We start from the raw sequence: 26,252 nt of genomic DNA on the forward strand, positions 1-26,252 counted from the left end.
TGACATGTCTGTAAAAAAGAAAAAAAGGGACTACAGCATTACTGGAGCTGAGAATAAACGGGCAATTGAGCTCGGGCTGGCGGAGGCGGAATGGTATACGTGCCCGATCCCTCGCCAGCGGATGAAAGAATTGATGAAACGGAAAGATGGCCCGGCCATTCGCGACACCATCATTTGGATTGGCGGACTTTTCATTTTGGGATATCTCGCCTTTTTGTCGTGGGGAACCTGGTGGGCTATTCCCGCCTTTCTCGCTTATGGCATTCTCTATGCGACCCCAGGCGATTCCAGATGGCACGAGTGCGGCCATGGAACGGCATTCAAGACGCCTTGGATGAACGAGGTCGTGTATCAATTCGCGTCTTTTCTCGTCTTGAGGTCCGCTACACCTTGGCGGTGGAGCCATGCCCGCCATCATACGGATACGATCATCGTGGGACGTGATCCGGAAATTATTACCGAACGGCCGCCAATTTGGAAAATCCTCATTATGCAAATTTTTCATCTGTATGGCGGTCCTATCGAAATCAAACGTTTTTTTCTGCATACGTTTGGCAAGTTGGATGAGCAGGAGAATGAATACATTCCCTCCTCTCAGCACCGGAAAACATTCCGCGAAGCGCGCATTTATATGCTCATTATTCTTGCTGTCTTGGCAGCATGCTTGTTCACTGGGAGCCTATTGCCCGCAATGTTCGTGTTTCTGCCTTCGTTTTACGGTGGAATCGTCGTGCTGCTGTTTGGTGTTACGCAGCATCTAGGTCTCTATGAAGATGTGCTCGACCATCGGTTAAACACCCGGACGGTTTATATGAATCCGATTTTCCGCTTTCTCTATTGGAACATGAATTATCATACGGAGCACCATATGTTTCCGATGGTCCCTTACCATGCGCTGCCAAAGCTGCATGAAGAAATGAAATCCGATTGTCCGGCAGCCAGGCCAAGTCTGTGGGCAGCTTTGAAAGAGGTTGTTGGCGCACTAAGAAAGCAGAAGCAAGATCCTGCTTACGTTGTGGTGAAACCACTGCCCAAAACGGCGCGCCCTTATATGTACGGGCCTGCTCATATGTTAAAAGATAGGAGCGAATTAGGATGAGTCTCGGAGAATGGATCGAAGCCTGCCCAGCAGACGAAGTGGAGATCGAAGATGTTATTCGTTTCGATCATCAGGATCGCACGTTTGCGATATATCGTACGGAGAAGGGCGACTACTATGCCTCGGATGGTTTTTGCACCCATGGCAAATTTCATTTGTCCAATGGTTTAGTCATGGGCAATCAGATTGAGTGCCCTAAGCATAATGGCCGTTTTGACATCCCCACGGGTGTCGCGAAACGTGTGCCTGCGTGTGTAGATTTGCAGACGTATCCGGTAAAAATAGAGGCGGGGAAAGTGTTTATTCAAATTTGAGCTTGAGTTTCAAGCCCGACTGCTTGATGAACCCTGACGGAGGAGACTTTGTCAGGGTTATTTGCGAGTGTTGGCCTCCCGCTAACGGACCCAGATACCTCTATTTGCTGCTTTTGGGTTGCGGTGTTCTTACTCTCATATCCAGCTTAGGTTTTGATGGGCGCAAAATAGACCATCATCAGCAGGATGAATAAAACAACCTATAAAATTGCATAAAAGCCCCCATAATTTGGTCGCGTTTTTGTAATAAAGTTAGTCCATGCAAGAAAATGAACGAATGAGAGCGGGGCTGATTACTTTGAGGCATTAGTTTTGTTCCATACATAATGTAAGCGTTTTAAAACGGGGTATCATCATAATAGGGAGGTGCACGAAATGAGGAAAGAACTTGCTCTGTTACTATCATTTATGCTGCTATGTTACTGTTTTGCCCCTTTAGTCCGTGCAGAAGAAGCTGCTGCACCACAAACGTCATCCACAACGACGGCGACACCAGCACCAAAATCAACAACAAAACCAGCGGCAACGAAACCGGCAGCTTCTTCTTCAAGCGTAACTGCCGACACTTATTTAGCTGACCAGCTCAGTGATTTAAAAAGTCTTTCGAAGGATGACAAGAAAAAAATCAGCGCTCTCCTAAAAATGGGCGCGATTGAGAAGTCATCTGGGGATACTTTTGGTGTGGATGATACCATCAATCGAGCTCAGTTAGCAAAAACAGCAACACTCGTTTTGGGATTGACCATGGACAACATGGCTAAGGGATCGAGCTTCACGGACGTCCAAACGAATGATGCATCACGAATCTATATTGAAGCACTAAAAAAAGCGAATCTGACCTACGACGTGGTTGATAACAAATTCAATCCGACAGCGGTCGTGACCCGCCAAGAGCTGGCGATGCTGCTGATCAAAGGGCTTGGCCTAGATGATAAGGCGAAAGCGGCAGCTCCTAGTAAAGATGAGACGGTAGACGCGAATTATAAAAGCTATGTCACCTACGCCCTACAGCAAAAGCTCATGACCAATCAGACAGGCGGTAAATTCGGCGGCAACGTTAACGTGACTCGAAAAACACTGGCACTTGCTGCTTATGCAGCGCTGCAGCTTCATCTGACAACGGCTAAGCCTGCTAAAGCTTCGATTGCGGAAGTAAAAGTTATCGGGAAAAATAAGCTAACCGTAAGGCTGAATCGTGAAGTTGACAGCAATAAGGCTGTTCTGAACGTGACGAAAATGGGGTATTTAGATTCGGACAACAAGCCCGTTAAATTCGAACCGATCACCTCATGGTCTGATGACAGCACGATAGCAACGCTTGAAATGAGTGACGACTTAGAATTTGCGCAATATCAAGTCATCTTAAGCGGCGTGGATGTTGAAAACGGCACGATGGGGTTTATCGCTGAGAATGAAAGGGCAGCTAAATTTGAATTCGTTACAAACACGGAGAAATTGCCATGGTCAAAGGCGCTTATAACTTATAAGGCCCTTAATCAATATGGTGAGACAATGAAGTTATCGGCGAGCAATGTGAACGTGTATGTAAGCGCACCGAAAAAAGTTCAATCAACTATTTTGGCCGATAGCAATGCAATTATTTTGGATTTAAGCGATTTACGTCCAGATGATGCGATTACAGTTAATGTGCTGGAGAAAAGTGGATATCTAAATGTCATCAAAACATTCACGATCGGTGACATGCCGCAAGTGAAGAAAGTCGACTTAGGTGATCCGAAAAACAATTTGAAGTTGCCGGTCGGACAACTCGTGTTTCAAGCCGGAGGGCGGGCATACCTCACCTTTAAGGCTTATGACCAGTACGGCAATCGAATTGTAGATTCTAAAATTTTGAATATGGGAATATTCAAATCTTTTACCGGGGCCCTTGGTAATGTTTTCAAAACGGATGATCCTAATGATTTCGTTGATTTCGATAACGACGGCTACCCGGAATTGCAATTGGTCGTCTACTCGGATTTGGACAGTAATAAAGAAGTGACGCTAAATTTAATGTTTAACGGGGAACAGATATCACAAACATTGAATGTAGCAGCACCGAAAACCGCATATTCCGTTGTAATCGGACCCGTACTCACGCCATTGACGGAAGGCGATAAAGATAAAGCGATAAGCTTGAAAATTATCGATTCGTCAAACCAGGAGTTAACTTCAACAGAAATAGCTGCGCTAGAAACAGCTGGCAAAATCTCTGTATATGCTACAGGAGGCCTTGTAGTTGAAGCGAGTCCGAAGACCCGTACAGATCCGAAAACAAATATTACGCGCAATGTAGGCATAGACCTTAATGGTACTATTCACGTCAAACAGGTGACGTCGGCAGGACCAGCCACGATTTATGTCCGAGTGAACGGTCTCGATCAAACGTTTAGCCTTCCTATGATGATCGAACCGGCTCGTAAGCCTAATTCTATCAAGCTGGATGAAGGAAACTCCGCAAGAACCATTTTGTTAATCAATTCCTTGTCCCAAGCGAAAACGAGCGGCTTATTCAAAATTTATGATCAGTTCGACCAAGTGTATTCGACTAAGCGCGACGATTATAAAGTTGAAATGAAGCTTGAAAAGCTGAGCGGTGTTACAGGAGCTGTTTATACCACAGGAGCGGTGACGCTTACTGATGCTACTCCCGTTGTATTGAGGGAGATTACGGATATTGTCAAAGCAAGCGGAGGTGACGGTCAATCCATCACTTTCAAACCGGATCCCGTCAAAAAAGGCAGCTACAAATTGACGGCTACGTTAGTTCATTTGGATGGAAGCGGACAGATCCAAGAAAGGCTCAGCAACGACTCAATCATTGTGGATGTCGATGATATCAATAATCCGAATCTGACCTACTCTTTAGACTTAGGTTCAAGCAGTGAGCTCTTGGCGGTCGGAAGAATATTGTATGATGCAGCAAAAATTAATAGTGTTACGAATGCGACGTACTTGTTCAGTAACTATTCGTCGCTGGCCAGAGGCGTCACCATTTTAACCAAAGATTCTGCAGGTTTGGATACAGGTCTTTCCGTTAAGGTCAGAGCGGTTACTTCCGACAATCCGAAGGCCATGGCTTATAACAACGGGAAAATTATTGGTCTCGACAGCGGAAAATTTAACCTTACCGTCTTCTTTGATACTCCGAGCGGAGTTAAGTCGCTGACACAAAGTCTTGGATCCGGTATCGACTCTATGGCCCCAACATCGATCAAAATATCTGGCAGTAACCCAAAAACGATAAGTAACGGTGCCAAACTGCAATTAAACGGTCTTTATTTGTGGGATACGCAATTAATGAATCAATTACAGGCTGCTACGAATTACGGTACATTTACTAATGTGTGTAAAGACAAAGACAATAAAGCAACTACGTGTGCTGCTGCCGTTACGAATCAAGATCAAATTGGCCCAGCCAATGATTTTATCGGTTTGCAATCGTTTATTGGAGACATTATTTATAAAGAACTCGATCCAGCCAAACAAGATTCGGTGTCTGTGAATCCTAACTTTACATTATCTTATACTCGCAATCCAAAAAGCAGCGATCCTACGACGAACAACATTCAACAATTCAATATTTACCTTGTTGGTGGAACGCAGATTCTCAAATTCACAGTTATCTTAGGTTCTTAACTATTAAGTTCTCAATACCCTGCCGCAACCCGGCAGGGTATTTCTATGCCCAGCCACCTCAGACAGGATTGACCTATAATGACAGTCGTTTTCACTAATGGTTTGCTATTCGCAACTTTGTATACTTAACAGTAGAAGCAAGGAGGGATAACATCATGGCGAAGAAAAAATACGTGATTTGCGGCGTGAGCACGAGGGCAAACGGCATGTTTATTCGTCCAATGCTGGAGACGTTCCATCAGCATTGCGAGATTGTCGGCTTGCTGGATGCGGACTCAAGCCGCTTTGCGAATTGCTTTAGGAAATTTCCGGCGCTGGCAGGGACACCTGTATACGCTCCGGCTCAATTTGAGCAGATGATTCAGGAAACAAATCCAGACGCTGTCATTGTGGCAGGAGTGGATTACACCCATGCAGATTATATCGTAGGGGGCTTGCAGCACCATCTGGATGTCATCTCGGAGAAACCGATGGTGACGACTGGCGCTGACTGCAAGCGGGTTTTGGATGCTCAGCATAACAGCAGGGGGAAACTTCACGTCACTTTTAATTATCGGTATTCTCCGATTCATACAAGAATTAAGGAATTGATTCTGGAAGGCAAAATCGGCCGGGTAACGTCGGTTGATTTGAATTGGTACATTGACACGTATCACGGTGCAAGCTATTTCAAAAGATGGAACCGCAAACGCAGCAACTCCGGCGGGTTGTCAATTCATAAGAGCACACACCATTTTGATCTTGTAAACTGGTGGATCGGCCAGAAACCATTGGAAGCGTTCGCATATGGCGCGCTGAACTATTTTGGTCCAGATGGGGAGTTCAATCCCGTAAAGGAAGACGGCAGACACTGCGGGACATGCAGGGTCAAACCCTCCTGTGCGTATTTCATGCGATGGTCATCACGGAGCAAAGAGGTTGTACCGCCAGACGACCATGTGAATGCGGTTGATATTAAGCCTGATAACTTTACAGGATACCGTCCTGACGGGTGTATTTTCGATAGCGAAATTGATATTGAGGATACGTATGCAGCTGTAGTTAAGTACGATAAAGGCGCTATGTTAAGTTATTCCGTCAATTTCTCGGTGCCGTACGAGGGCTATCGTCTGGCTATTAATGGGACAAAAGGCAGGATTGAAACAAAGGAAATTATGTCCGGACGCGCTGCTTTCCATGTGCCTGAGCAAACGATTGACTACTTCCCGCTGTTTGGGGGCAAAGAAACGATACATGTTGTACCGAAAGCCGGCGGGCATGGCGGTGGCGATCCGCTTATTTTGGAGGATTTATTCCTGGGACCTGATCCGCTGCGTCAATATGACATTATGGCGGGTGCAGAGGCAGGGGCGCTTGCGGTGCTAACTGGCGAAGCCGTTTGGAAATCTGCGACTGCCAATCAACCTATACGTTTATCCGATCTATTGATCGAGTCAGAGCTGGCAGAAGTGTCAAGAGGAGGAGGATCTCATCGTGTTTGAAAAGTTTGAAAATGTTCAAATCGCCCATTTTGATGTGAAAAGCCAGCTGCCAAGGTGGATTTACGAATCCGCCATGCGTGCAGCGGAGAGGGGCGAGCTTGCGCGTGGATCGATCGCAAATAAAACTGATCTTATGCAGCGCCAGAAGGAAATTCGTGAAGGCATCCTCACTTGTATCGGTGGGTTGCCTGCTTCGGACACACCGTTAAATCCTCAAATTACAGGAAAAGTCTCCGGAAATGGCTTTCATGTAGAGAAAGTGATTTTCGAACCTAGACCGCTCGTTTATGCAACGGCAAATCTCTATATACCAGATGACGTAACCGAGCCACGTGGCGCAGTCCTAGTGTTGTGCGGACATCGCGAGCAGGCCAAACACTGCGACGAATATCAGACGGTATGTCACTATTTGGTGCATGCCGGTCTGATCGTATTGTCGCTAGATCCGGTAGGTCAAGGGGAGCGCTTCGGCTTCTATGATCCTGAAACAGGGCAAGCGCCAATGACGAGCGTAACGGAGCATGAAAATGTAGGTCGGCAATGCATGCCGGTTGGCGACAGCTTGGCGCGTTATATGCTTCACGATGCCATGCGGGCCATTGACTATTTGTGCACAAGACAAGAAGTGAATCCGCAAAGGATCGGAGTAACGGGGCATTCAGGCGGCGGCACCCAAACATCGCTGCTTATGATGGCCGACGAACGCATCGCTGCTGCAGCCCCGGGCGGATTTATCATGAACAGGCCGTATTTTCTCCTGACCGGCAAAGCGCAAGATGCCGAACAGAAATGGCCTGGCTTCTCAGCGTTAGGTTTTGATCACGAAGATATCGTGCTGGCGATGGCGCCTCGCCCTGTACGTGTGCTCGCAACAACGTATGATTCCGTCCCGATTGAAGCTCCACGCCATAACGTAGCGGTTAACCGTAGATTCTGGGACATGTATGACAAAGGGGAGCTGCTGGACATTTTTGAAGATGAAAATGCTCATCGCTTTTCGATCCCGCTGGCCCGTGCGGCAGCAGAGTTCTTTTCGGAACAACTGTTGGGTCGTAAGGTTACTCCGCAGGATGATGGTATTCAATTGCTGCCTGCGGATCAGCTTCACTGCACGCAGAGCGGGCAGGTGATCGGCGAATGTTCGGGTGCCCGCAATACACACGACGAGAACAACGAACGGCTGGCACAGCTGGAGAAAGCGCGCCATGAGCTGCCGGAAGATCTGCGCAAGAAGCAGGCATTGAAGTGGCTGCGAAATGCCGTGTACTTCAATCGCAAGCCATGCGACCTGAATCCGCGTCTTTCCGGAGGCGGTGAGGTGGAGAATCTGTGGGCGCTCAGGACGGTATGGTGGAGCCAACGAGGTTTGCTCAATAATGCTTTGCAATTTTTTCCGGCTGAAGCAGCGGGCCGCAAGCTGCCCGTTACCATCGCTGTCTGGGATGGAGGGACCAAACAAACGAATGCGCATGCCAAATGGATTGAGGAGACCTGCGCAGCCGGACGTATTGCCTTGGTGCTCAATCCAGTGGGCATCGGCTCGCTTTTGCCGCACGTGAATTCGCCAGAGGAGAGACCTTACAAACGTTTCGGCATGATGGACCGCTACACGGATGAGTTAATGTGGCTGGGCGATAGTATGGCAGCCGTACGAACCTACGATGTATTGAGAGCTATTGAATTAGCAGGAACTCTAAAAAATATCGATGCAGATGATATTGAACTTTACGGCAGTGGGAAGTATGCCATCTATGCGGAGTTAGCCGCATTGCTCGATTCACGCGTCCAACGCGTATGCTTGGAAAACCGAATGAGCAGTCTTGCGCAGTGGATCAGAGAACCATTTTATGATGAGAATGATTCTTTAAGTTTCATCCTGCCGGGCATGCTTCGTTATTTCGATATCCCAGATGCAGACAACTGGCTTGAGCAAGAAGGCAGACTCGGTACAGCCATCAAGTATAGGAATAACACCGCAAGCTAAAGGAGGAGAAGGCATGGCTACAGTTGTTGCTGTTTACACGGGTCAAGGGCTGTCGGAACGTATTGGACCGCTGTTTCGGGAGGAATTGCCGGGCTGCCGCCTCGTCAACATTATCGACGACAGTTTAATTGCCGATGTGATTCAGGCGGGTGGAGTGACTACAGCGGTAGTTCGCCGCTTGGTACAGTATTATCGACATGCCGAAGATATCGGCGCTGATGTCATCCTCAATACATGTTCATCGGTAGGTGAAGCAGCGGACCGGGTACGATCATTGTTTAACATTCCGATCGTTAAAATCGACGATGACATGGCACGTCAGGTCACCAAAAATTTTAATCAAATTGGTGTGCTCGCTACATTACCTACTACACTCGAGCCGACCAGACAGTTGCTGCAAAGAGAAGCAGATATTCAAAACCGCAATGTCAGTGTCGTTGACGCCTTGGCGGTAGGCGCTTATCAAGCCTTAATTTCCGGTCAGCCTGAGGAACATGATCGTTTGATCTATGAAGCGGCTAAATCAGTAGCCAAACAGGCGGATGTACTTGTGCTGGCTCAGGGGTCCATGGCGAGAATGGAAAAAGCGTTAAGCGAGGAAACCGGTTTGCCCGTTTATGCTAGTCCGCGTCTAGGCATCATGGCTGTGCGCGCCGAATTGGAGAGACAGGGGAAATATCCATGTTGAAGAACGACCAAGTCATTGCCACTTATTGGCTCGAAACCGCATTTTCCTTAGAAAAGGCTTGCGAAATTATCGTCAGTGAGCAGTCTACGGGAACGTTCCTCCCACTTCCGAATGAAACGGATAGTCTGAAGCAAAAGCATCGCGCGCAGATTTTGTCCATCCAAGAGTTGGAAAGCTCGCCTTTCCCTTCGCTCCCGGGCGCAAAGGTGCCTGCAGGCAGTAAAGGCGAATTCCGACGCGGCATTGTGAAGATTGCATTCCCCTATGCGAACATTGGGCCTTCAATTCCGAATTTACTTGCGACAGTTGCAGGAAATCTGTATGAGCTGGAAGAACTGTCAGGGCTTCGGCTGCTGGATCTGGATTTACCGTTGGCGTTTCAAGAACGGTATGAAGGCCCGCAGTTCGGCATTTCCGGTACCAGGGAATTAACCGGTGTGCATGGGCGGCCAATCATCGGAACGATTATGAAGCCGAACATTGGATTGCCGACGGAACAGCTGCGGTTGATCGTGCGTGAATTGGCCTTGTCCGGGATTGATTTTATCAAGGACGACGAGGTGCATGGGAATCCGCCGTATGCTCCGATTGCCGAGCGCATCAAGGTGGTTATGGAAGAAATAGAACGTGCTGCGGACCGAACAGGCAAAAAGACGATGTACGCTTTTAATATTACCGATGATATCGATCCTATGAAACGTCATCTAGAGACCGTCGTGAAAGCCGGAGGCAACTGTGTGATGGTCAGCATCAACAGTATCGGATTTGCTGGGCTAGCGCACCTCAGAAAGAATACTTCCGTATGCATACACGGACACCGCAACCAATGGGGGATGATGTCACGATACCCGTATCTTGGCATGTCTTTTGCAGCCTATCAAAAATTGTGCCGTCTGGCTGGCGTAGATCATCTACATGTGAATGGGCTCAATAACAAGTTCTATGAAGACAATGCCTCCGTCGTAGATAGCGTGCGTGCTTGTATGACGCCGATGTTTGACCCATCGGACACTGTGCTTCCCGTGCTGTCATCCAAGCAATGGGCGGGGGCAGCGCCGGAAACATACAGCACACTGGGCACCGTCGATCTGATGAATATTGCCGGCGGCGGCATTCATGGGCATCCGGGCGGACCTGGAGCAGGATTCCGTAGTCTCGTGCAAGGGTGGGAGGCGGCCTTGGAGGGAATTCCTCTGCATCTGCATGCCGATAAACATCCTGAATTGAAGCAAGCTTTAGCAGCATTCGGTTAAAGCCTGCCACGACGGGGTGGAAGGGAGATGATAACGAATGCGAATCTGTTATTACGGCGATGACTTCACAGGTTCTACGGATGTGTTAGAGGCGCTCACGACCGGCGGTTTGCGAATGATTCTGTTTATGGATATGCCAGACGTATCGACTTGGCAGGAGAAATTCAGCCAGTATGACGGCTTTGGCGTGGCGGGTGTAAGCCGGACGATGAGTCCATGCGAGATGGAGATTTCGCTTCAGCCCGCACTTACTGCCCTCAAGGCATTTCAAGCGCCAATCGTGCATTACAAAATTTGTTCCACTTTCGATTCCTCTCCCTTAACGGGCAGCATAGGTAAGGTTATTGACATCGGACGGCGTGTGTTTCCGGAACAACGGTTCACACCTCTTCTCGCAGGCTCGCCCGCGTTAAAACGGTATACGGTGTTTGGGAACCATTTTGCCGGGAAAGGGACGGAAATGCTGCGTTTGGATCGGCATCCCAACATGATGCAGCACCCGGTTACGCCGATGAAGGAAGCGGATCTTCGGGTTCATTTGGCTGAGCAGACATCTTGCAAGATCGGTTTGATGAGCGTTTTGGATTTGGAGCATCATGGAACGATGCTGAGAGAGCGATTGAATGAGAACCTCAATCAAGCACCCGATGTTTTGCTGTTTGATGTGTTAACGGACGAACATCTTACCAAAATCGGAGAAATATTTGCGGAAGAGAGCGAGCATGGATCGGTATTTGTCATTGGTTCTTCAGGGGTGGAGTACGCGCTAGTCTCCCATTGGCAGCAGCGAGGCACATTGCCCGCAGTGTCTGAGCAGAGGAGGGCAGAGCCTGCAGACCGGCTCTTGGTCCTATCAGGCAGTTGTTCTCCAGCGACTTGTGCGCAAATTGAATGGGCAATGGCGCACGGCTATGCGGGTATTCGCGTGCCAGCGCCTCTTTTTTTCGCAGAGGATTCGGAAGCGAAATCAGCTCAGGCTATGCTGCTTAGCGAAGCTGAGCGCCAGCTTCGGGCAGGTAAAAACGTTATTTTGTATACTGCGCTAGGTCCGAATGACAAATCTATTCCGGAAACTCAGCATCAAATGCGTTTGAACGGGCACAACCTGGCTGGAAGCGGTGAGCGAATTGGCGGACGCCTGGGTGAAATGGCGAGTGCGCTGGTTCAGTCTACAGGAGTCCGGAGAGTTGTGTTGGCTGGAGGGGACACTTCAGGTTTTGCCGTAAAACGAATGAATATGTACGCGCTGGAAATGATAGCTCCTGTTGTTCCAGGAGGGCCGCTTTGCCGGGCATTTTCGCAGGATGAATGGATGGACGGTTTAGAAATCGTTTTGAAAGGCGGTCAAGTTGGACCACCGGATTTCTTCGATCGGGTGCTTCAGGGGTCATCTTGACTGCCGATCCACGGAAAGAAAGAAGGTTTGATATGCAGAAGGACACAAAATCCCATCTCATACGACGTTATTTTAAGTTTCTAAAACCGTACCGGTACATGATCATGACCATTGTTGGGCTCGGTATTCTGCAATTTGTCGTCCCCATGACGGTACCATGGATGACCAAAGTTCTGATTGACGAAGTTCTTCCGCGTAAAGAAAGCTCATGGACTTTATCGAAGGTGATTGGGGTTCTGGGAGGCGTTTACGTTTTCGGAACAGCGATTAATTATGTGCGTCAATGGGTGATGGCCAAAATGGGAAATTCCATGGTCATCGATATCCGCTTTCAGCTATATGAACATATGCAAAAGCTTTCTCAGCGGTTTTACGACAGCCGTCAGGTCGGAAGCATCGTCTCCAGAATACTGAACGATGTGAACGGCGCTCAGAATCTGGTCGGCTCAGGCGTCATTAATCTGGCGATTGACTTCTTCCTGGTGCTGTTCGCCGGATTTATGCTGTTTCAAATGGATTGGAAACTGGCGTTGTTGTCGCTATGGCTGCTTCCCGTTTATTATTTAACGTTTACGAACATTAATGTGCATATTCGCTACGCATGGCGATCTGTCCATCGGCAGATGGAACGAATGTCAGGCGTCCTTGTCGAGCGAATTGCCGGGATGAAGGTTGTGCAGGCGTTTAGCCGGGAGCGGATGGAGCTGAACCGGTTCAAGAAGCAAGCATCCGCTCATTTTAGCTACGCGATGACGGCTCAATTTCTCTCCAACACCCTTGGCCGCATTAGTCAAACCTTTCAAGATTTCGGCGGGCTGATTATTTGGTTCGTTGGGGGAACAATGGTCATCCAGGGCAACATGTCGGTAGGAGAATTAATCGCCTTCCAGGCATATTTATCCCAGATGTATGGCCCAATTCAGCGTTTTTCGGATGTGAATGTTACGATTCAGAATTCAATTGCCAATGTGGAACGAATTTTTGAAGTGTTCGATATTGAACCGGAAATTAAGAACAATGACAATCCCTTGCCGCTGAAAACGTGTAAAGGCGATATCCAGTTTGACCAAGTCGGGTTCGATTATGTGATTGAAAGGCCTGAAAAGCAGCAAGTTGAGGTCGATCAGAAGGATAAGGATTTGGTCGAGCGCCAAAGACCTGCCAAACGTTTTTATTGGATTCCGCCGAAAATGAGGCCGGATCCGCCTCTGATGGTTTTGGAGACGAGGGCAGCTCTGAAAGGAATAAGCTTTAAAGCTTGCAGCGGTGATGTGATAGCGCTTGTCGGCCCAAGTGGCGCAGGCAAGTCTACCATTATTAATTTGCTGCTTCGTTTTTATGATCCGGACGAAGGTTCCGTTTTGTTGGACGGGGTTGATTTGCGAAATTATGATCTGCATGACCTGCGCAGCCACATGGCGCTTGTGCTTCAGGATAATATTCTGTTTTCCGGAACCGTTTATGAGAATATTGCTTATGGCAATCCGAAAGCGGCAAAAGAGCAAATTATCGCTGCAGCACAAGCGGCGAACGCACATGAATTCATCGAAGAGTGGGAACTCGGATATGAAACGATGATTGGAGAACGCGGCGTTAGGCTATCAGGCGGACAAAAACAACGTATCGCTATTGCGCGAGCGCTGCTTAAGAGTCCCCGGATCCTCATTTTGGATGAGGCCACGTCGGCACTGGATGCAGAATCTGAACATCTGGTCACTGAAGCGCTGGAGCGGTTAATGCAGGGACGTACGACGTTCGTCATCGCCCACCGTTTGGCAACTGTCGTCAGAGCCGATCAAATTCTTGTTATCGACCGGGGACGGATCGTTGAAAGAGGCAAACATCAGGTACTGCTAGCGCAACACGGGTTATATCGTGAATTATATGAAAAGCAGTTAAAGGCGATGCGGCCGGATGAGCTGATCGGCTTGGATGCATTGAAACACGAAGCGTAGAAAGGAAACTGCCGATGAACAGAATTTGTAAACGTTTCCCCAACTTCATGGCTTTGACGATAGCCGTTTTCATTAGCCTGATGTTCCTGCCGGTATCCGCATTCGCAGATGATGGTAATCCAGACGATACCAGATCAGCATTCGAGCGAATTCAGCTTGGCGGTAATTCTTATGCTGAGATCAAGCAGCTAAAACTTCTATCCGATCACACCGGTAATATCGTTACGTTCACCCTGCATATTTCGAACGAAAGCTCAGAGAGCCTATCGCTGACTGATTATTGGATACGCTTGCTAGGTAAAAATGGTGATTCATTCATCGCCAAACTGATGCCACAGGACAAAGAAAAAACAAAAATTGCGGCAGGTTCTTCGCAAATGTTTTCCTACTATGTCCTGGTTAAGGAAGCAACCTCGTTGCATGATTTGAAGTTTCTTTTCGGGAAATGGGATTTCTCCCGCAGTCCATTCGAACGTCAAATCGGCGAAATCTCAGTGCCGGATGATTTTACACAAGTGACACCCGCAGGAAGCTCTCAAGAGATCAAGATGTCAGGCACGATCGTGGAGGCTGCACTCTCCGATTTTAACCTTGGAAAAAATGAAAAAAACAGCTTGCCTAACGTAACGCTGAAACTGAAAAATTTAGGAAAATACAGTGTAACCGTGCCCGATTACCAGTTTAACGTTCGCACGTCGGAGGGATATACGTATCCGTTAATCGCAAAAGGGTTAACCGACCTCCTCATCAACTCGCAGGAAACGAAGGAAATTAAGCTGACGGGAAGTGTCCCGGCGAACGTTTCAACCGAAGGCTGGGAGATTGTTGTTACACAATACATGCCCGATTTGAAGTTGAATGTGCCAATCGCTGACTTGAAGCTGCCGAAAGAATCGGAGCAAGAGGTGAGAAGCTCAGACGAGGAAATTGCGTTTACGGACGAAAATGGCTTGTACATGACAAGGATGAACGGGATGTACCGGTTACCCTGGGAAGACACGGACATTTTGACTGCAGACTTTTTGCTGATGAATAAAGGCTCGGATTCGCTGCCAATTCCACAGTTGTCTGGTTACTTTTTATTGGATGGAAAAGTGAAGGTAGAGGCGAAAGTCATCATTCCGGCGAAAGTGCTGGGGCTTCCGAAAGACAGCTCCGTCGGTATGCAGATGGTGGCTAAAGTGCCATATACGTATGCATTATCAAACATAGAGCTCGTGCTGCAGGAAAAAACGTCCGATGGGAAAATCATCGACGTGTTGGATTTCGAGTCGCAGGCTGATCTCCTGCATGTGCCGATCCTTAATGCGGCATCTTCCTTTGAATTGACGGATGCGGGCTATCAATCTAAGTTCTCCATTCAAAACGTGGTGAGCTATCAAGCAGAGTCCACGGAACAATATACCGTGAGGGTGCTGGTTGAGAATAAGGAGAAACGATTCACGAGCTTGGCGAAGCTGGTTGCCAGCTTTCGAGCGGCGAACGGAACCGTTTATCCGGCGAATGTGCTGGATGTGAAGGAGAAAGTGGGTCCCGGAGAGAAAGCACTGCTCATCGTCTCAAGTATGATTCCGAAGGGCGTTGATACGAGCGGCATGAATCTTCTGCTCGGAGAGGCTGTTCATGACGGCAAGCTGCTAACGCAAGCACCTGCAAACGATGGCGACGATGATGATGACGAAGATTCGGACGACGCCGACATGTATGTGAAGCCATTTGCCTTCTGGCTGCCGCAAGAGAAGCAGGAAGTGGGGGCACCACTGAAGGGGGTATCCCTTGCCCCATATACGCTCACCATGGATCATGTTAGCACGGCACTGGATAATAACGAGCTATCTTTGAAGTTTAACTACGAGATTATCAAAGATATGAGCACGAGTGTAAATACGGAGGGCCGTAAAATTGTCTTCCAGATTAACGACACGAATGGCTTGAGGGCGATTGAATGGTCGGCGGATTTGAGCAGTTTCGAGCCCCGCGCCAATGAAACGCCTGAGACGCCGCAATCCAAGCTGAAAGTTGGCAAGCATAAGGATTTCAAAATCAGTTTGGCCAACGGAGACTTACTCTACAAGTTGTCCTTCCTTAAGACGTATGATGTTAACATTTACGAAGAGTATCAAGGCCATCGGCGCTTGGTGGGGACGATGAAAAATGATTGGTTCGTCACTTCGGAGTGATACTTTATTTAATGATCAAAGCCTGACGGAATACACTCCGTCAGGCTTTAGTTTTAGCTGCAAGATCTTTCCTACTGTGTCAAAGGCAGCTCAGCAACATTTGAAATCACTTGCTTGCTGGCAAGCTTATCCCATACAAAGGCCTTCAGCTTATAACCGGCCGCATCTTCGGGCAGCTGGAAGTTTGCCGTTAGCGTTCTTATCCCTTGGCCATCGACCAGGTCGCTGGTATAGGAATAGTTGACGATATTGCCGTCCGTATCATATAGCGCGATGACCAGTACGCCATTTTTATCAAGCTCGGATCGATTGCTAAATTGCACACTGACCGAAGGATCACCGTCATTCTCGTTCAGCTGCAAATTCCCGGTGGTGAAGACAGTTCCCGTGATGTTATCTGTCCGCAGCTTCGTATTCCCAAATAGGGAGGAATTATAGTAATTAAAATTGTTCGTACTCTTCGTCGCATCGACGGCCATCCCGATGTAAGCATGGTCCGGCAGATCCAGCGAGACAGAACCGATCACTTCCCAGTTAGCTCCGCCATCAATGGAAATCAAACCTTTGACTTCATTCCCATATCTGGAAATTTTCAAGAGTGCAGGCAATTCTACATTTGGCTTGGCTGTAGTTACAACCAAATCCCCTCGGGTTGATCGGCTCATAAAATGAATCCGTGTCCCGTAATATTCTTCCTTCATCACCGTGATCATGGCAAAAGGCGAATCGGCCGTCAGATCCTGACGGATCATAAGCCCTGATTTAACACCATTATCGTACTCGGAAGGATTCTGGAAGTTAATCGTAGAGCTTAACTCCATATCGCCTGAAATATCCTGATATGTGTATTGGAACGCATCTTTGGATTGGATGCCATCGCTCGTTGCGCCAATTTTGCCGGTACCTTTTACGATAAATGAACTGTTCTCAGCTCGTGATACGCTTGAAGTTCCCGGTATTGTCACGCTGCCGACGTCTGCGGATGTCCATGCTCCAATCCCGCCTGATCCGTTGATATGAATAACAACCATACTTGAAAGTGTTTGAGTTCCTGTGTTGTCCGTTGCCTTGGCATACAAATAATGAGTTCCTTCCGGAGCGTTTGTCCATGTAAACGAATAAGGGGCGGATGTAACCGTTCCTAACGGAATTAACTTCATCGCTTGTGTATCGTAGAAGGAGAATTCAACCTTGGATACAGTGCCATCACTGTCAGAGGCTGTGGCATCAATGACAATATCTTGATTCGCTAGCAGCATCGCGTTCGTAGAAGGGCTTGTAATCGTTACAACTGGATTGATGGACCCATTGCCAAGCAGCGAGTTCAAATATTTCTCCAAATAGGTAAAACCGTCACCGCTATCCGTTTTACCATCAGCTGTGTTACTGGCATCAAGCCCGTGGGCTTCTTCCCAGCTGTTCGGGATACCGTCGTGATCGCTGTCATAATCGGCTGACAAAGTACTCTCTGTTAATGCCGGAAACCCTCCGTCCCCATCCGGGGTATTGGCGAATTTGCCCAAGCCGTTTCTTACATCGTTTACGATACGCGCATCGAGAGAATCTCTTTTTGGTAAAATGGCTCCTGCGTACTCAAGGACTTTGCTGTAAGTGTCCGTCGCTGAGTCCGTCGTCACGGAAGTTACGACCATGGTGCCATCGGTATTTTTATAAGTAATAGGTACCGGGCTTTGCAGGCGATTGACCGTTCCTAAGCCATACTCGGGTTGAACGCCGCCGGCCCAGTTATTTGCGCTGATTTCCGGATAGCCGTCTACATAGTTGCCTTCAATATAGTAGTTTCCAGGCTGTTCGGACCAAGGATTAAAAATCCGGTTTTTCACATCATTAAAGGTAGCGGGACCCGCTTTATAGTAGTTGTTTACGACGTTGACGCCAGTCGCATTTTCACCGCCATATCCGCTGTTGGCTCCCCAGTTATAAAAGACGTTGTTTCTCAAGTCGAACAGCAGTGGAGCGTCTTTTTCAAGTCTAAAATCACGGTCTAATCGGGGATTTCGGCTATTGTTGTTGGCAATTAAATTGTGGTGAAACGTCATATTGGTGCCGCCCCAAATACCGCCATACCCGTGGGCGCCCTTGTCGTGAATCGACATGTTCAGAGAATCGCTGATGATCGACCATTGCACCGTGATGCTGCTCTTATCTTTGGATGAAAGGACCTCGTCCGTGCTCCAGCTAAAAGAGCAGTGATCAATCATCATTTTCGGAGCGTTGGGTGAAAAGGTGTCGTCCAGCTCGGCAAAGCCTCCGCGGAAGCGAAGATAACGGAGGATGATATTGGATCCGCCCAAAGATACCGAATAATTGCCGATCGCGATGCCGTCCCCGGGCGCGGTCTGCCCGGCAATCGTCAGATTGTAGACATTGGTTTTAATTTTCTCTTTCAAATGAATGGTGCCGGAAACCCGAAAAACAATGACGGTCGACTTGGAATTGCTGTTCGCCACTTTCGCAAGCCCGTAGCGCAGCGTTCCGGGGATCGGGGTCTCTGAAGTCTTGTAATCGTCGAGACTGGTGACCTCGTAAACGTCCCCTCCGCGTCCACCTGTTATATACATAGCGGCACCTTCCGCTCCGGGAAAGGCCGTTACAGGCTCTGCCGCCGCCGCAAGCGAAGGGACTGCACTTGCTGCAATAACCAGGAATGATAACATTGCAATTATCTTTTTCATTGTTGCCTCCTCGTGCCTACTGGATCGTTATACTGTTCGACAATGGTTTCATGGTGATAAAGCTGTCCCAGATAAAAGCCTTGGCGTGATAGCCGGATAGGTTTTGCGGAACCTTGAATCCGGTGTTTAACGTCCGTTTTTGCCCGGCATGCGCCGTTACAGATGCGGACGTATACGTAACCAAGCGTTGATTGGCGTCGTACAATGCACAGATGACAACGAAGGATCGTTCCTCGGCTGTATTATTCGTGACCTCGACTTTGGCTGTGGCGTTCATCCCCGGCGTTAAGGCAGATAGCTTATTGCCGTTCCAATCGATAAACTCAAAAGAGTTCAGTTGGATAGAACGCCCTCTAACGAGGATAAAATAGCCGTTGCTATCGGATTGCGCAATTTTGCTCAAAGTAACCTGCGAATTGGCCGCAAAGCTTTTCTTATACAAATCGAATACCTTGGCGCCTCCATCAAGCTCGATGGTATCCGCTGTTTTGGTCCAGGTTGACAGCCAAGCCAAGTTGGCTTCCATCGTTTCACGGCTTACAGCGACAAACACATCCGCATCATTTGTTACAGCAAATGTGGTGAGCACATCGCTTGCTGTATAAGCACCCGATGCGTTCGACGTGCGAATCCAATCGATTCCTGTGTAATTTGAAGAGAGTTTGGTTATGGTGCTCTGTGAATCGCCATAAGGCGTACTGCCTAGAGCGAGACCATTTTGCACGGACCAACCTGACATGTTTTTGGTATCGTTTACATACACGTTTTGGATGATGCTCGTCGTGGCGGATTCCAATGCTTGTCTAGGATTAGGCGTAACAGCAACGGCTTGAGACAAGGAGAGAGGGCTCTCTACTTCCGTGTCGGTGCCTTTGGACAGCAGCCTGGTGTTTTGTGTGATTTTTACATAATATGTTTTTCCGTTCTCAAGCAGCGGGCTGGTCGAGGATGTCCCAAGCTTGGTAATGGAGACGTAATCGCTCGGCACAAACTTTTTATTATACTTATCCATGACCTTCACATATTCCGAATCAGCAGCGTCGGGTTTGGTGGCCACGTAGACATTGTTCGATCTGGCGCTTGGTGAAGGTGCCCATTCGACATAGATTTCTTTATCCCTTGGATAGGCCGTAAGTCCAGCAGGTGCTTCCGGCGTGTCGGCAGGCGGCTTCGCAGAGACCTTGATTTGGGATACGTAGAACGAGTTAATTGGATTAGGTGATTCGCCGGCTGTAAGCAATTCGATCATGGCAATGTTTTGCTTTATTTTCTCACTTGTCGTGGTGCCGGCGCTCCGAACCTCGACCGTAGGCTGCTTGGAGAAACACAGGTTACCGTCCACATAAACCATCACTTGATCATTGACGATGTCGACAACAACTTTGATGTTATACCAGCGATTCGGCTCATACGGATACATGTTGTCCGGACCTGTTTTGGCGTCGAACACGAACTTTGCCTGGGAAGGATCTGCTGTGATTCTGGCGATGTAGTCGCCGTTGCTGCTTAATAGATTCAAAACCTTCGCTTTTTCGCGCTGCGGCCCGGGCTGCATGAAGGAAACCTCAGCGACAACCACGCCTTCCTGTTTTTCAAACGTTTTGACGATTCTCGTCGTGTTGCGATAGGCAACCTTGCTGACAGAATTATGGTCATCGTAAACATAGAGGCTGTTGCCTGATTTACCGGGTGCTTTGGCTACATAAGCGTCACCATTAAGGCCGCCGGCGTTCCCTTCCTCAAGCATGGGCTTGTATACGTCATAGCCTTGATCCTCTGCTTTTGTGCCGAGCGAGTCGTTTTCAAAGTTGTCGTTAACGAGAACTTGCCATCCATCACTACCCGGTGTTTCTGCAGCCATCGCTTTTGTATCAAATGGATTACTTCCGTAAACCCCGCTAATGAGCAGTAAAGCGAGTGTGAGGCGGAGTATCCTCTGTCTGAACTTCTTATTCAAAATAACACCTCCGAAAGATCATTACTTCGTTTTGCCGGATTGGTCATGAGGTACGGTTACCGTTGCGGCAGCCGTAGAACGATTTCCTGCTGTATCGGTCGCCGTGTAAGTGATGGTATATACGCGTTCGGAGTGCTCATTTGATTTTTCTGCACGAAGAGCAAACGTCTTGTCCAAAGTGCCGAACTGCGCATCTTGAATATCACTTGGCTGGATGGAATCATTACAAGTAATAGAAGTAAGGACAATGCTGTCGATTTGCGATATGGCGTCAGTTGCATACACATCGGCGGTCACAGTAACCATTTTCTTATTTGGCGGCCAGATGGTGTCCTGATCCAAAGTTACTTTGATGGAAGGCGCCTCTTTGTCCAGTCGTAGAGTTAGGGAATGGACGGCCTCCTCATTTCCGGCTTGATCAATACTTTTGTACTCAAACAGATAGCTACCGCTAATTTCAGGCAGCGTAACCGGCTGTACATATGGACTCCAAGCGCCTCCATTCAAGCGGTAGGTGGTTTGAGTGACCGAAACGTTGTCTGTTGCGGAGAGTGTGACAGTCGGTGCGGAAACATACCAGCCATTGCTGCCGTCAACCGGGCTTGCTACGGCGGTTGTTACTGGCGCTGTCGTATCCAGCGAATTTACGGTAAAGGCCGTTTGGGAAACAGCGATATCGGCATCACCTGCGACGGAAACGGCATAGGAACCGGCAAAACTTGTATTCACTGTAAAATGAAACAGGTAGTCACCGTTTGCACTGCTTTGGCCCTGATCCAAATAGGCAAGACGATTGTGTGGATCACGGACTTGCACCGTAATGAGGTGTTCTCCCGTCAACCCCGAGTTGCCGGAAACCGTTACAATACCTGTAGCTGTGTCTAGCGATGCTGTTACTTCCGCGGGCGATGCCGATGCGATCTGCAGCGATAGACTGAAGAACATCAGGAGCGACAGCAGGGATAGTGTCCATTTTCTCAAGTTACTTCCTCCTCTGGTTTGATATAGAGCGAATTACGCCTAAGTCTTTCATCCCCTTTCGGATTTTTCGTCAAAAAGTGAAATCGTTTTCAATGAAGCGAATGGAAAAAGATAACGTGAAAATAGCTATGCTAATTAACTTTAATACATATTTCACCAAGCACATTAGGGGAATGAGTTCATTTTTATAGGTTATTTCTTTCATTTAGGGTATTCAATGAAGCAAGTGAGGGCATTACATCATAAGGTTAATGTTTTTGCCCTATAAACTGTTCTCGAACACCCCATATCGGAGCTGTTTTCTCCTTTTATAATACAAACTAGTACGATCTTAACTTAAGGGGGATAACAGTGAGCCTATCCATTATTGAATGTTTAACGGAGTATGCGAATAACCCGCTTGGGCTTGATGTCAGGCGGCCACGCTTGTTTTGGAGGTTGGAGTCGAACGACCGATCATCTGCTCAAGCTTATTATCAAGTGTTGGTTGCTTCATCACAAGAGCGGTTGGATCAAGGTGTGGCTGATCAATGGGACAGCGGCAAAGTAGCGTCCGATCAATCGATTCACATTGAATATGCGGGAGATAAGCTGATCTCTGAGCAAACGTATTATTGGAAAGTCCGGGTGTGGGATACGCAGGGAGAAGCGTCTGCCTGGAGTCAAACGGCTTATTGGTCGATGGGGCTGCTGTCACGCGCGGATTGGAAGGCCAAGTGGATCGGCCGCAAAGCGGAAAAAGGCGTTGATATGCAGCCTTCTCCATACTTGCGGAAAAGCTTCCGGCTTGCCAAGCAGGTGAAAAGAGCTTTTGTTTATGCGACTGCGCTTGGTTTGTATGATCTTCGGCTTAACGGAAGCAGAATTGGAGCTCTCTTTGCGCCTGGCTGGACTGACTATGAGACACGCGTGCAAGTGCAAGCCTATGAGATTACGGACCACTTAACAGTAGGCGAAAATGTTTTTGGAGCCATTTTAGGTGATGGCTGGTACGCGGGTACGGTCGGTTTTCTCGGGAAAAATGTGTATGGGGAAAGGCCGTTTTTACTGCTTCAGGCACGGATTGAATACCTCGACGGCTCGAGTGAGCTCATCATTTCGGACTCGTCTTGGCAGGCAGCCAAAGGAGCGATTCTTTATTCGGATCTTATCAAAGGTGAAGCCTACGATGCTCGTCTGGAGCCAACCGGCTGGGATCAAGCCGGCTATCAAGCAGCATCCTCTTGGGAGCTTCCGGATGTGCGAACGGGCTACAATGGACTGCTCGTAGCAGCGATTGAACCGCCGGTTCGTATCATGCAAGTACGTAAGCCCGTCTCTTTCCGCCGCACGGAAGAAGGGACTTTCATTTATGATATGGGACAAAATATGGTTGGCTGGACAGAGTTAAAGGTTAGCGGGGCGGCAGGCCATCAGGTCACAGTCAGCCATGCCGAGATGCTGAATCTGGATGGCAGCATGTATTTGGATAACTTGCGGGTAGCCGTTCAGCAGGATCATTATGTGTTAAAAGGGACCGGAGAAGAACGGTATGAACCGCATTTTACATTTCACGGATTCCGCTACGTTGAATTGATTGGTTACCCTGGCGAACCCGATTTGGATACAATCGTTGGAAAAGTCGTGCATTCCGAAATGGCTGAGACGGGGCGTCTGGAGACAAATGATGAGATGGTGAACCGGCTGTATGCCAACATTACGTGGGGACAAAGGGGGAACTTCCTCTCTGTGCCGACGGATTGCCCGCAGCGCGACGAGCGGCTGGGCTGGACCGGCGATGCGCAAATTTTTGCCCGCACAGCTGCTTACAATATGAATGTATCTCGCTTCTTTACGAAATATATGCAGGATATGATCGACAGTCAGCTGCCGTCGGGGGCTTTCACGGATGTGGCGCCTGATGCCGGTTGGATCCGCCACAAAATGTGGAATGCGAATCTGAATTGGTTCGCACCCGATAATGCGGGATGGGGTGATGCCGGGGTTATCATTCCATGGACCTTGTATTTGATGTATGGGGATACTCGCATATTGGAAAATAACTACCAAGCGATGGCGGACTGGGTGAGTTATCTTCGGGACAACACGGAAGATCTTGTGCGTCCGGATTATGCCAACTATGGCGATTGGTTATCCATTGATGCGGATACGCCTAAAGAAGTGCTGGCTACGGCTTATTTTGCTTACAGCACCCAGTTATTGGCTAAGATCGCTGGTGTTCTGGGGCGCGAGCAAGATCAAACGCAATATGAGAGCTTGTTTGCCTCGATTGCCCAAGCCTTCCGGGACGCGTTTGTCGGCAGTGACGGCCGAATTCACGGGGAGACGCAGGCGGTGTATGTCCTTGCTCTGCAATTCAACTTGCTGACTGAAGAATTGAATAAGATGGCTATCGAGCATCTGACAGCGGATATTTCCGCTCGTGGTGACCGGTTATCAACGGGCTTTCTCGGAGTCGGCTACTTGCTGCCTGCTCTAACGGATCATCAAAAGCTGGATGTCGCTTATACGCTGCTTACTCAGGAGGAGTTCCCTTCCTGGATGTACTCCATTAAACATGGAGCAACGACCATTTGGGAACGATGGGATGGCTGGACTGAACACAAAGGGTTCCAAACGCCGTCTATGAACTCCTTTAATCACTATTCCCTTGGCTCAGTAGGGGAGTGGATGTTCCGAGATATGGCCGGGATCGAGGCTGATCCTGCAGAGCCAGGGTTTAAACACGCGATCATACGGCCAAGGCCAGGAGGAAAATTGGATTGGGTCAAAGCAAGCTACGATTCCTTGTACGGAACCATCGAGGTGGATTGGCATTTATCCGCGTCGTCACAAATATTCCGGATCGAAGTTTCGATCCCCGTTAATACGACAGCTACGATTTATGTGCCTGGCCGGGTTTGTGTTATCGATGGCGTCGAAAAAACGTCAGGAACATGGGAGATCGAAGGCTGTCAGCCGCTTGGCAGTACCGATGACGTAAGCTGGTTCAAGGTTGGAGCGGGTCGATACACGTTTGAAAGTGATTTGCTTGCCACCAAGGCGCCTGTGTAGAGTCGGTTTTTATGACTTATATAAAAAGGGTGAAAGGCATGACGACGAGGAAAAAGTACGTATTAGTTGGAGCCGGCGGGCGAGCGCGGTTTTTTTATTCCGCCATGGCGGAGAACTTCCGGGAAACGACGGAGCTGCTGGCCTTATGCGACATTAACCAGACGCGCATGGATTATGCGAAGCAGCAATTGCAGATGAAGTTTGGCTATCCGGAGGTGCGTACCTACAAACCGGAAGCGTTCGACCGGATGATCGAAATCGAGAAGCCGGATGTGGTTATCGTCACGAGTGTTGACCGTACGCACCATACGTACATCATACGTGCGATGGAATTAGGCTGCGATGTGATAACAGAGAAGCCGATGACAATTGACGAGGAGAAGTGCCGTCACATTCTTGAAACAGTGGAGAAGACAGGACGCAACGTGCGCGTTACGTTCAATTACCGTTATGCGCCTCACCATACGAAAGTACGGGAGTTGATTGAAGAAGGTGTAATTGGACAGGTTAACTCCGTCCATTTCGAGTGGCTGTTGAACACCAAACACGGAGCTGATTATTTCCGTAGATGGCATCGTGACAAGAGAAACAGCGGAGGGCTGCTCGTGCACAAGTCGACGCATCACTTCGATCTCGTGAGCTTCTGGATCGGGTCAGAGCCGGATACGGTGTTTGCTCTTGGCGATTTGCTCTTCTATGGCCGCGAAAACGCTGAAAAACGCGGGGTAACTCAATTCTACGATAGAGCAACGGGAAATCCGCTTGCCGAGGATGATCCTTTTGCTCTCCATTTGGATCGTAATGGTCGATTGAAGGCGTTGTATTTAGACGCTGAGCATGAGGATGGCTACCTTCGGGATCAGAACGTTTTCGGAGATGGGATCAGCATAGAGGATACTATGGGGGTTATGGTTCGCTATCGAAACAAAGCGATATTGACCTATTCGCTAAATGCCTATTCTCCTTGGGAAGGTTACCGGATTGCTTTTAATGGGACAAGAGGTCGGCTGGAGATGACGATTATGGAGCAATCCTACGTCAACTCTGGTGGAGATAAGTCGCTCGAAGGAGCGATAAAAAATAAAGAGATCCGCGTCTTTCCTATGTTTGACCGGCCTTATGAGGTGAACGTAGAAACCGGAGTTGGAGGCCATGGGGGAGGAGACCCTGTGCTGCTTAACGATATCTTTGGTGAGCCGGCTGAGGATCGTTTTAAGAGGGCTGCGAATCATATGGACGGAGCCCGGTCCATTCTGGTCGGCATAGCCGCGAATCGTGCGATCCGGACAGGACAACCCGTCAAAGTTGCAGATTTGCTAAGATAAAAGATTTGCTATAAAGGATGGCCCGCCTCTCGGAATCTCGGGGGAGCGTGGTGACGGAGGGAAGTACAGGGCGCTATATTTCATGGGTAGCAGCCATTTAGGCAAACGAATGGGAACCAGGAGCCGTTATTTTCTCATTATGAGGAGGAATCTGCTCAAAAGCCCTGAAATAAGACCCTGTAGTTCCGTCTCGCTGACCGTCAAAACCCGTCAGTTTCGCGAAATATACGGCTTGTATTTCCTCTAAATT

15 protein-coding genes are annotated in these 26,252 nt (G+C 48.5%); 12 read left to right on the top strand and 3 right to left on the bottom strand.

What is annotated here, in order from left to right; genetic code table 11:
• Positions 1-4: 4 nt before the first annotated feature.
• The 10 genes from PCH02S_RS01015 to PCH02S_RS01060 all read left to right on the top strand — a co-directional run bounded on the left by PCH02S_RS01015 (position 5) and on the right by PCH02S_RS01060 (position 15,989).
• Positions 5-1,099, top strand: coding sequence for a fatty acid desaturase family protein (locus tag PCH02S_RS01015; protein ID WP_127449194.1), 1,095 nt, complete (start codon positions 5-7; stop codon positions 1,097-1,099).
• Complete coding sequence (locus PCH02S_RS01020) at positions 1,096-1,413, top strand: MocE family 2Fe-2S type ferredoxin (RefSeq protein WP_127449195.1); 318 nt, start codon at positions 1,096-1,098, stop codon at positions 1,411-1,413. Before PCH02S_RS01015 ends, PCH02S_RS01020 begins: the two co-directional genes overlap by 4 nt.
• A 375-nt stretch (positions 1,414-1,788) precedes the next feature.
• On the top strand, positions 1,789-5,052 hold the full coding sequence (locus PCH02S_RS01025) for an S-layer homology domain-containing protein (RefSeq protein WP_127449197.1): 3,264 nt from the start codon (positions 1,789-1,791) through the stop codon (positions 5,050-5,052).
• A gap of 155 nt (positions 5,053-5,207) precedes the next feature.
• Positions 5,208-6,533 carry a Gfo/Idh/MocA family protein gene (locus PCH02S_RS01030; RefSeq protein ID WP_127449198.1) on the top strand — a complete coding sequence of 442 codons (1,326 nt, stop codon included), beginning with the start codon at positions 5,208-5,210 and terminating at the stop codon, positions 6,531-6,533.
• Positions 6,526-8,517, top strand: a complete 1,992-nt coding sequence (locus PCH02S_RS01035) for an alpha/beta hydrolase family protein (protein WP_127449200.1) — start codon at positions 6,526-6,528, stop codon at positions 8,515-8,517. Before PCH02S_RS01030 ends, PCH02S_RS01035 begins: the two co-directional genes overlap by 8 nt.
• A gap of 13 nt (positions 8,518-8,530) precedes the next feature.
• Complete coding sequence (locus tag PCH02S_RS01040) at positions 8,531-9,205, top strand: aspartate/glutamate racemase family protein (protein WP_127449201.1); 675 nt, start codon at positions 8,531-8,533, stop codon at positions 9,203-9,205.
• Positions 9,199-10,458: a RuBisCO large subunit C-terminal-like domain-containing protein gene (locus tag PCH02S_RS01045; protein ID WP_174806713.1), complete on the top strand. Its 1,260-nt coding sequence runs from the start codon at positions 9,199-9,201 to the stop codon at positions 10,456-10,458. Before PCH02S_RS01040 ends, PCH02S_RS01045 begins: the two co-directional genes overlap by 7 nt.
• Before the next feature lie 37 nt (positions 10,459-10,495).
• Positions 10,496-11,854 carry a four-carbon acid sugar kinase family protein gene (locus PCH02S_RS01050; RefSeq protein ID WP_127449203.1) on the top strand — a complete coding sequence of 453 codons (1,359 nt, stop codon included), beginning with the start codon at positions 10,496-10,498 and terminating at the stop codon, positions 11,852-11,854.
• Between the two features lie 32 nt (positions 11,855-11,886).
• The gene (locus PCH02S_RS01055) at positions 11,887-13,809 is read left to right on the top strand and encodes an ABC transporter ATP-binding protein (RefSeq protein WP_246068897.1); all 1,923 of its coding nucleotides are present in this window, start codon (positions 11,887-11,889) and stop codon (positions 13,807-13,809) included.
• Between the two features lie 14 nt (positions 13,810-13,823).
• Complete coding sequence (locus PCH02S_RS01060) at positions 13,824-15,989, top strand: hypothetical protein (RefSeq protein WP_127449205.1); 2,166 nt, start codon at positions 13,824-13,826, stop codon at positions 15,987-15,989.
• 71 nt (positions 15,990-16,060) lie between these two features.
• On the opposite strand, the gene PCH02S_RS01065 is transcribed toward PCH02S_RS01060, so the two are convergent.
• The 3 genes from PCH02S_RS01065 to PCH02S_RS01075 are packed head-to-tail and all read right to left on the bottom strand — an operon-like array spanning position 16,061 to position 21,623.
• Entirely contained in the window at positions 16,061-18,685 is a 2,625-nt protein-coding gene (locus tag PCH02S_RS01065; RefSeq protein ID WP_127449206.1) for an Ig-like domain-containing protein, read from the bottom strand.
• 16 nt (positions 18,686-18,701) lie between these two features.
• Positions 18,702-20,642, bottom strand: a complete 1,941-nt coding sequence (locus tag PCH02S_RS01070) for a hypothetical protein (RefSeq protein ID WP_127449208.1) — start codon at positions 20,640-20,642, stop codon at positions 18,702-18,704.
• 21 nt (positions 20,643-20,663) lie between these two features.
• Complete coding sequence (locus PCH02S_RS01075; protein ID WP_127449209.1) at positions 20,664-21,623, bottom strand: OmpL47-type beta-barrel domain-containing protein; 960 nt, start codon at positions 21,621-21,623, stop codon at positions 20,664-20,666.
• Positions 21,624-21,974: 351 nt separating this feature from the next.
• Here PCH02S_RS01075 and PCH02S_RS01080 point away from each other — a divergent pair, with 351 nt between their 5' ends.
• The gene (locus tag PCH02S_RS01080; RefSeq protein WP_246068898.1) at positions 21,975-24,677 is read left to right on the top strand and encodes a glycoside hydrolase family 78 protein; all 2,703 of its coding nucleotides are present in this window, start codon (positions 21,975-21,977) and stop codon (positions 24,675-24,677) included.
• Between the two features lie 38 nt (positions 24,678-24,715).
• Positions 24,716-26,002 carry a Gfo/Idh/MocA family protein gene (locus tag PCH02S_RS01085; RefSeq protein ID WP_127449213.1) on the top strand — a complete coding sequence of 429 codons (1,287 nt, stop codon included), beginning with the start codon at positions 24,716-24,718 and terminating at the stop codon, positions 26,000-26,002.
• Positions 26,003-26,252: the final 250 nt, after the last annotated feature.

The sequence above is a fragment of the Paenibacillus chondroitinus NBRC 15376 genome (assembly GCF_004000765.1).
In the GTDB taxonomy this organism is placed as follows: Bacteria; Bacillota; Bacilli; order Paenibacillales; family NBRC-103111; genus Paenibacillus_E; species Paenibacillus_E chondroitinus.

Bases quoted from the DNA above. Each gene is read 5' to 3' on its own strand.
- PCH02S_RS01045 (WP_174806713.1), top strand. From the start codon at position 9,199: ATGTTGAAGAACGACCAAGTCATTGCCACTTATTGGCTCGAAACCGCA.
- PCH02S_RS01040 (WP_127449201.1), top strand. From the start codon at position 8,531: ATGGCTACAGTTGTTGCTGTTTACACGGGTCAAGGGCTGTCGGAACGT.
- PCH02S_RS01055 (WP_246068897.1), top strand. From the start codon at position 11,887: ATGCAGAAGGACACAAAATCCCATCTCATACGACGTTATTTTAAGTTT.
- PCH02S_RS01085 (WP_127449213.1), top strand. From the start codon at position 24,716: ATGACGACGAGGAAAAAGTACGTATTAGTTGGAGCCGGCGGGCGAGCG.
- PCH02S_RS01050 (WP_127449203.1), top strand. From the start codon at position 10,496: ATGCGAATCTGTTATTACGGCGATGACTTCACAGGTTCTACGGATGTG.
- PCH02S_RS01015 (WP_127449194.1), top strand. From the start codon at position 5: ATGTCTGTAAAAAAGAAAAAAAGGGACTACAGCATTACTGGAGCTGAG.
- PCH02S_RS01060 (WP_127449205.1), top strand. From the start codon at position 13,824: ATGAACAGAATTTGTAAACGTTTCCCCAACTTCATGGCTTTGACGATA.
- PCH02S_RS01025 (WP_127449197.1), top strand. From the start codon at position 1,789: ATGAGGAAAGAACTTGCTCTGTTACTATCATTTATGCTGCTATGTTAC.
- PCH02S_RS01065 (WP_127449206.1), bottom strand. From the start codon at position 18,685: ATGAAAAAGATAATTGCAATGTTATCATTCCTGGTTATTGCAGCAAGT.
- PCH02S_RS01030 (WP_127449198.1), top strand. From the start codon at position 5,208: ATGGCGAAGAAAAAATACGTGATTTGCGGCGTGAGCACGAGGGCAAAC.
- PCH02S_RS01020 (WP_127449195.1), top strand. From the start codon at position 1,096: ATGAGTCTCGGAGAATGGATCGAAGCCTGCCCAGCAGACGAAGTGGAG.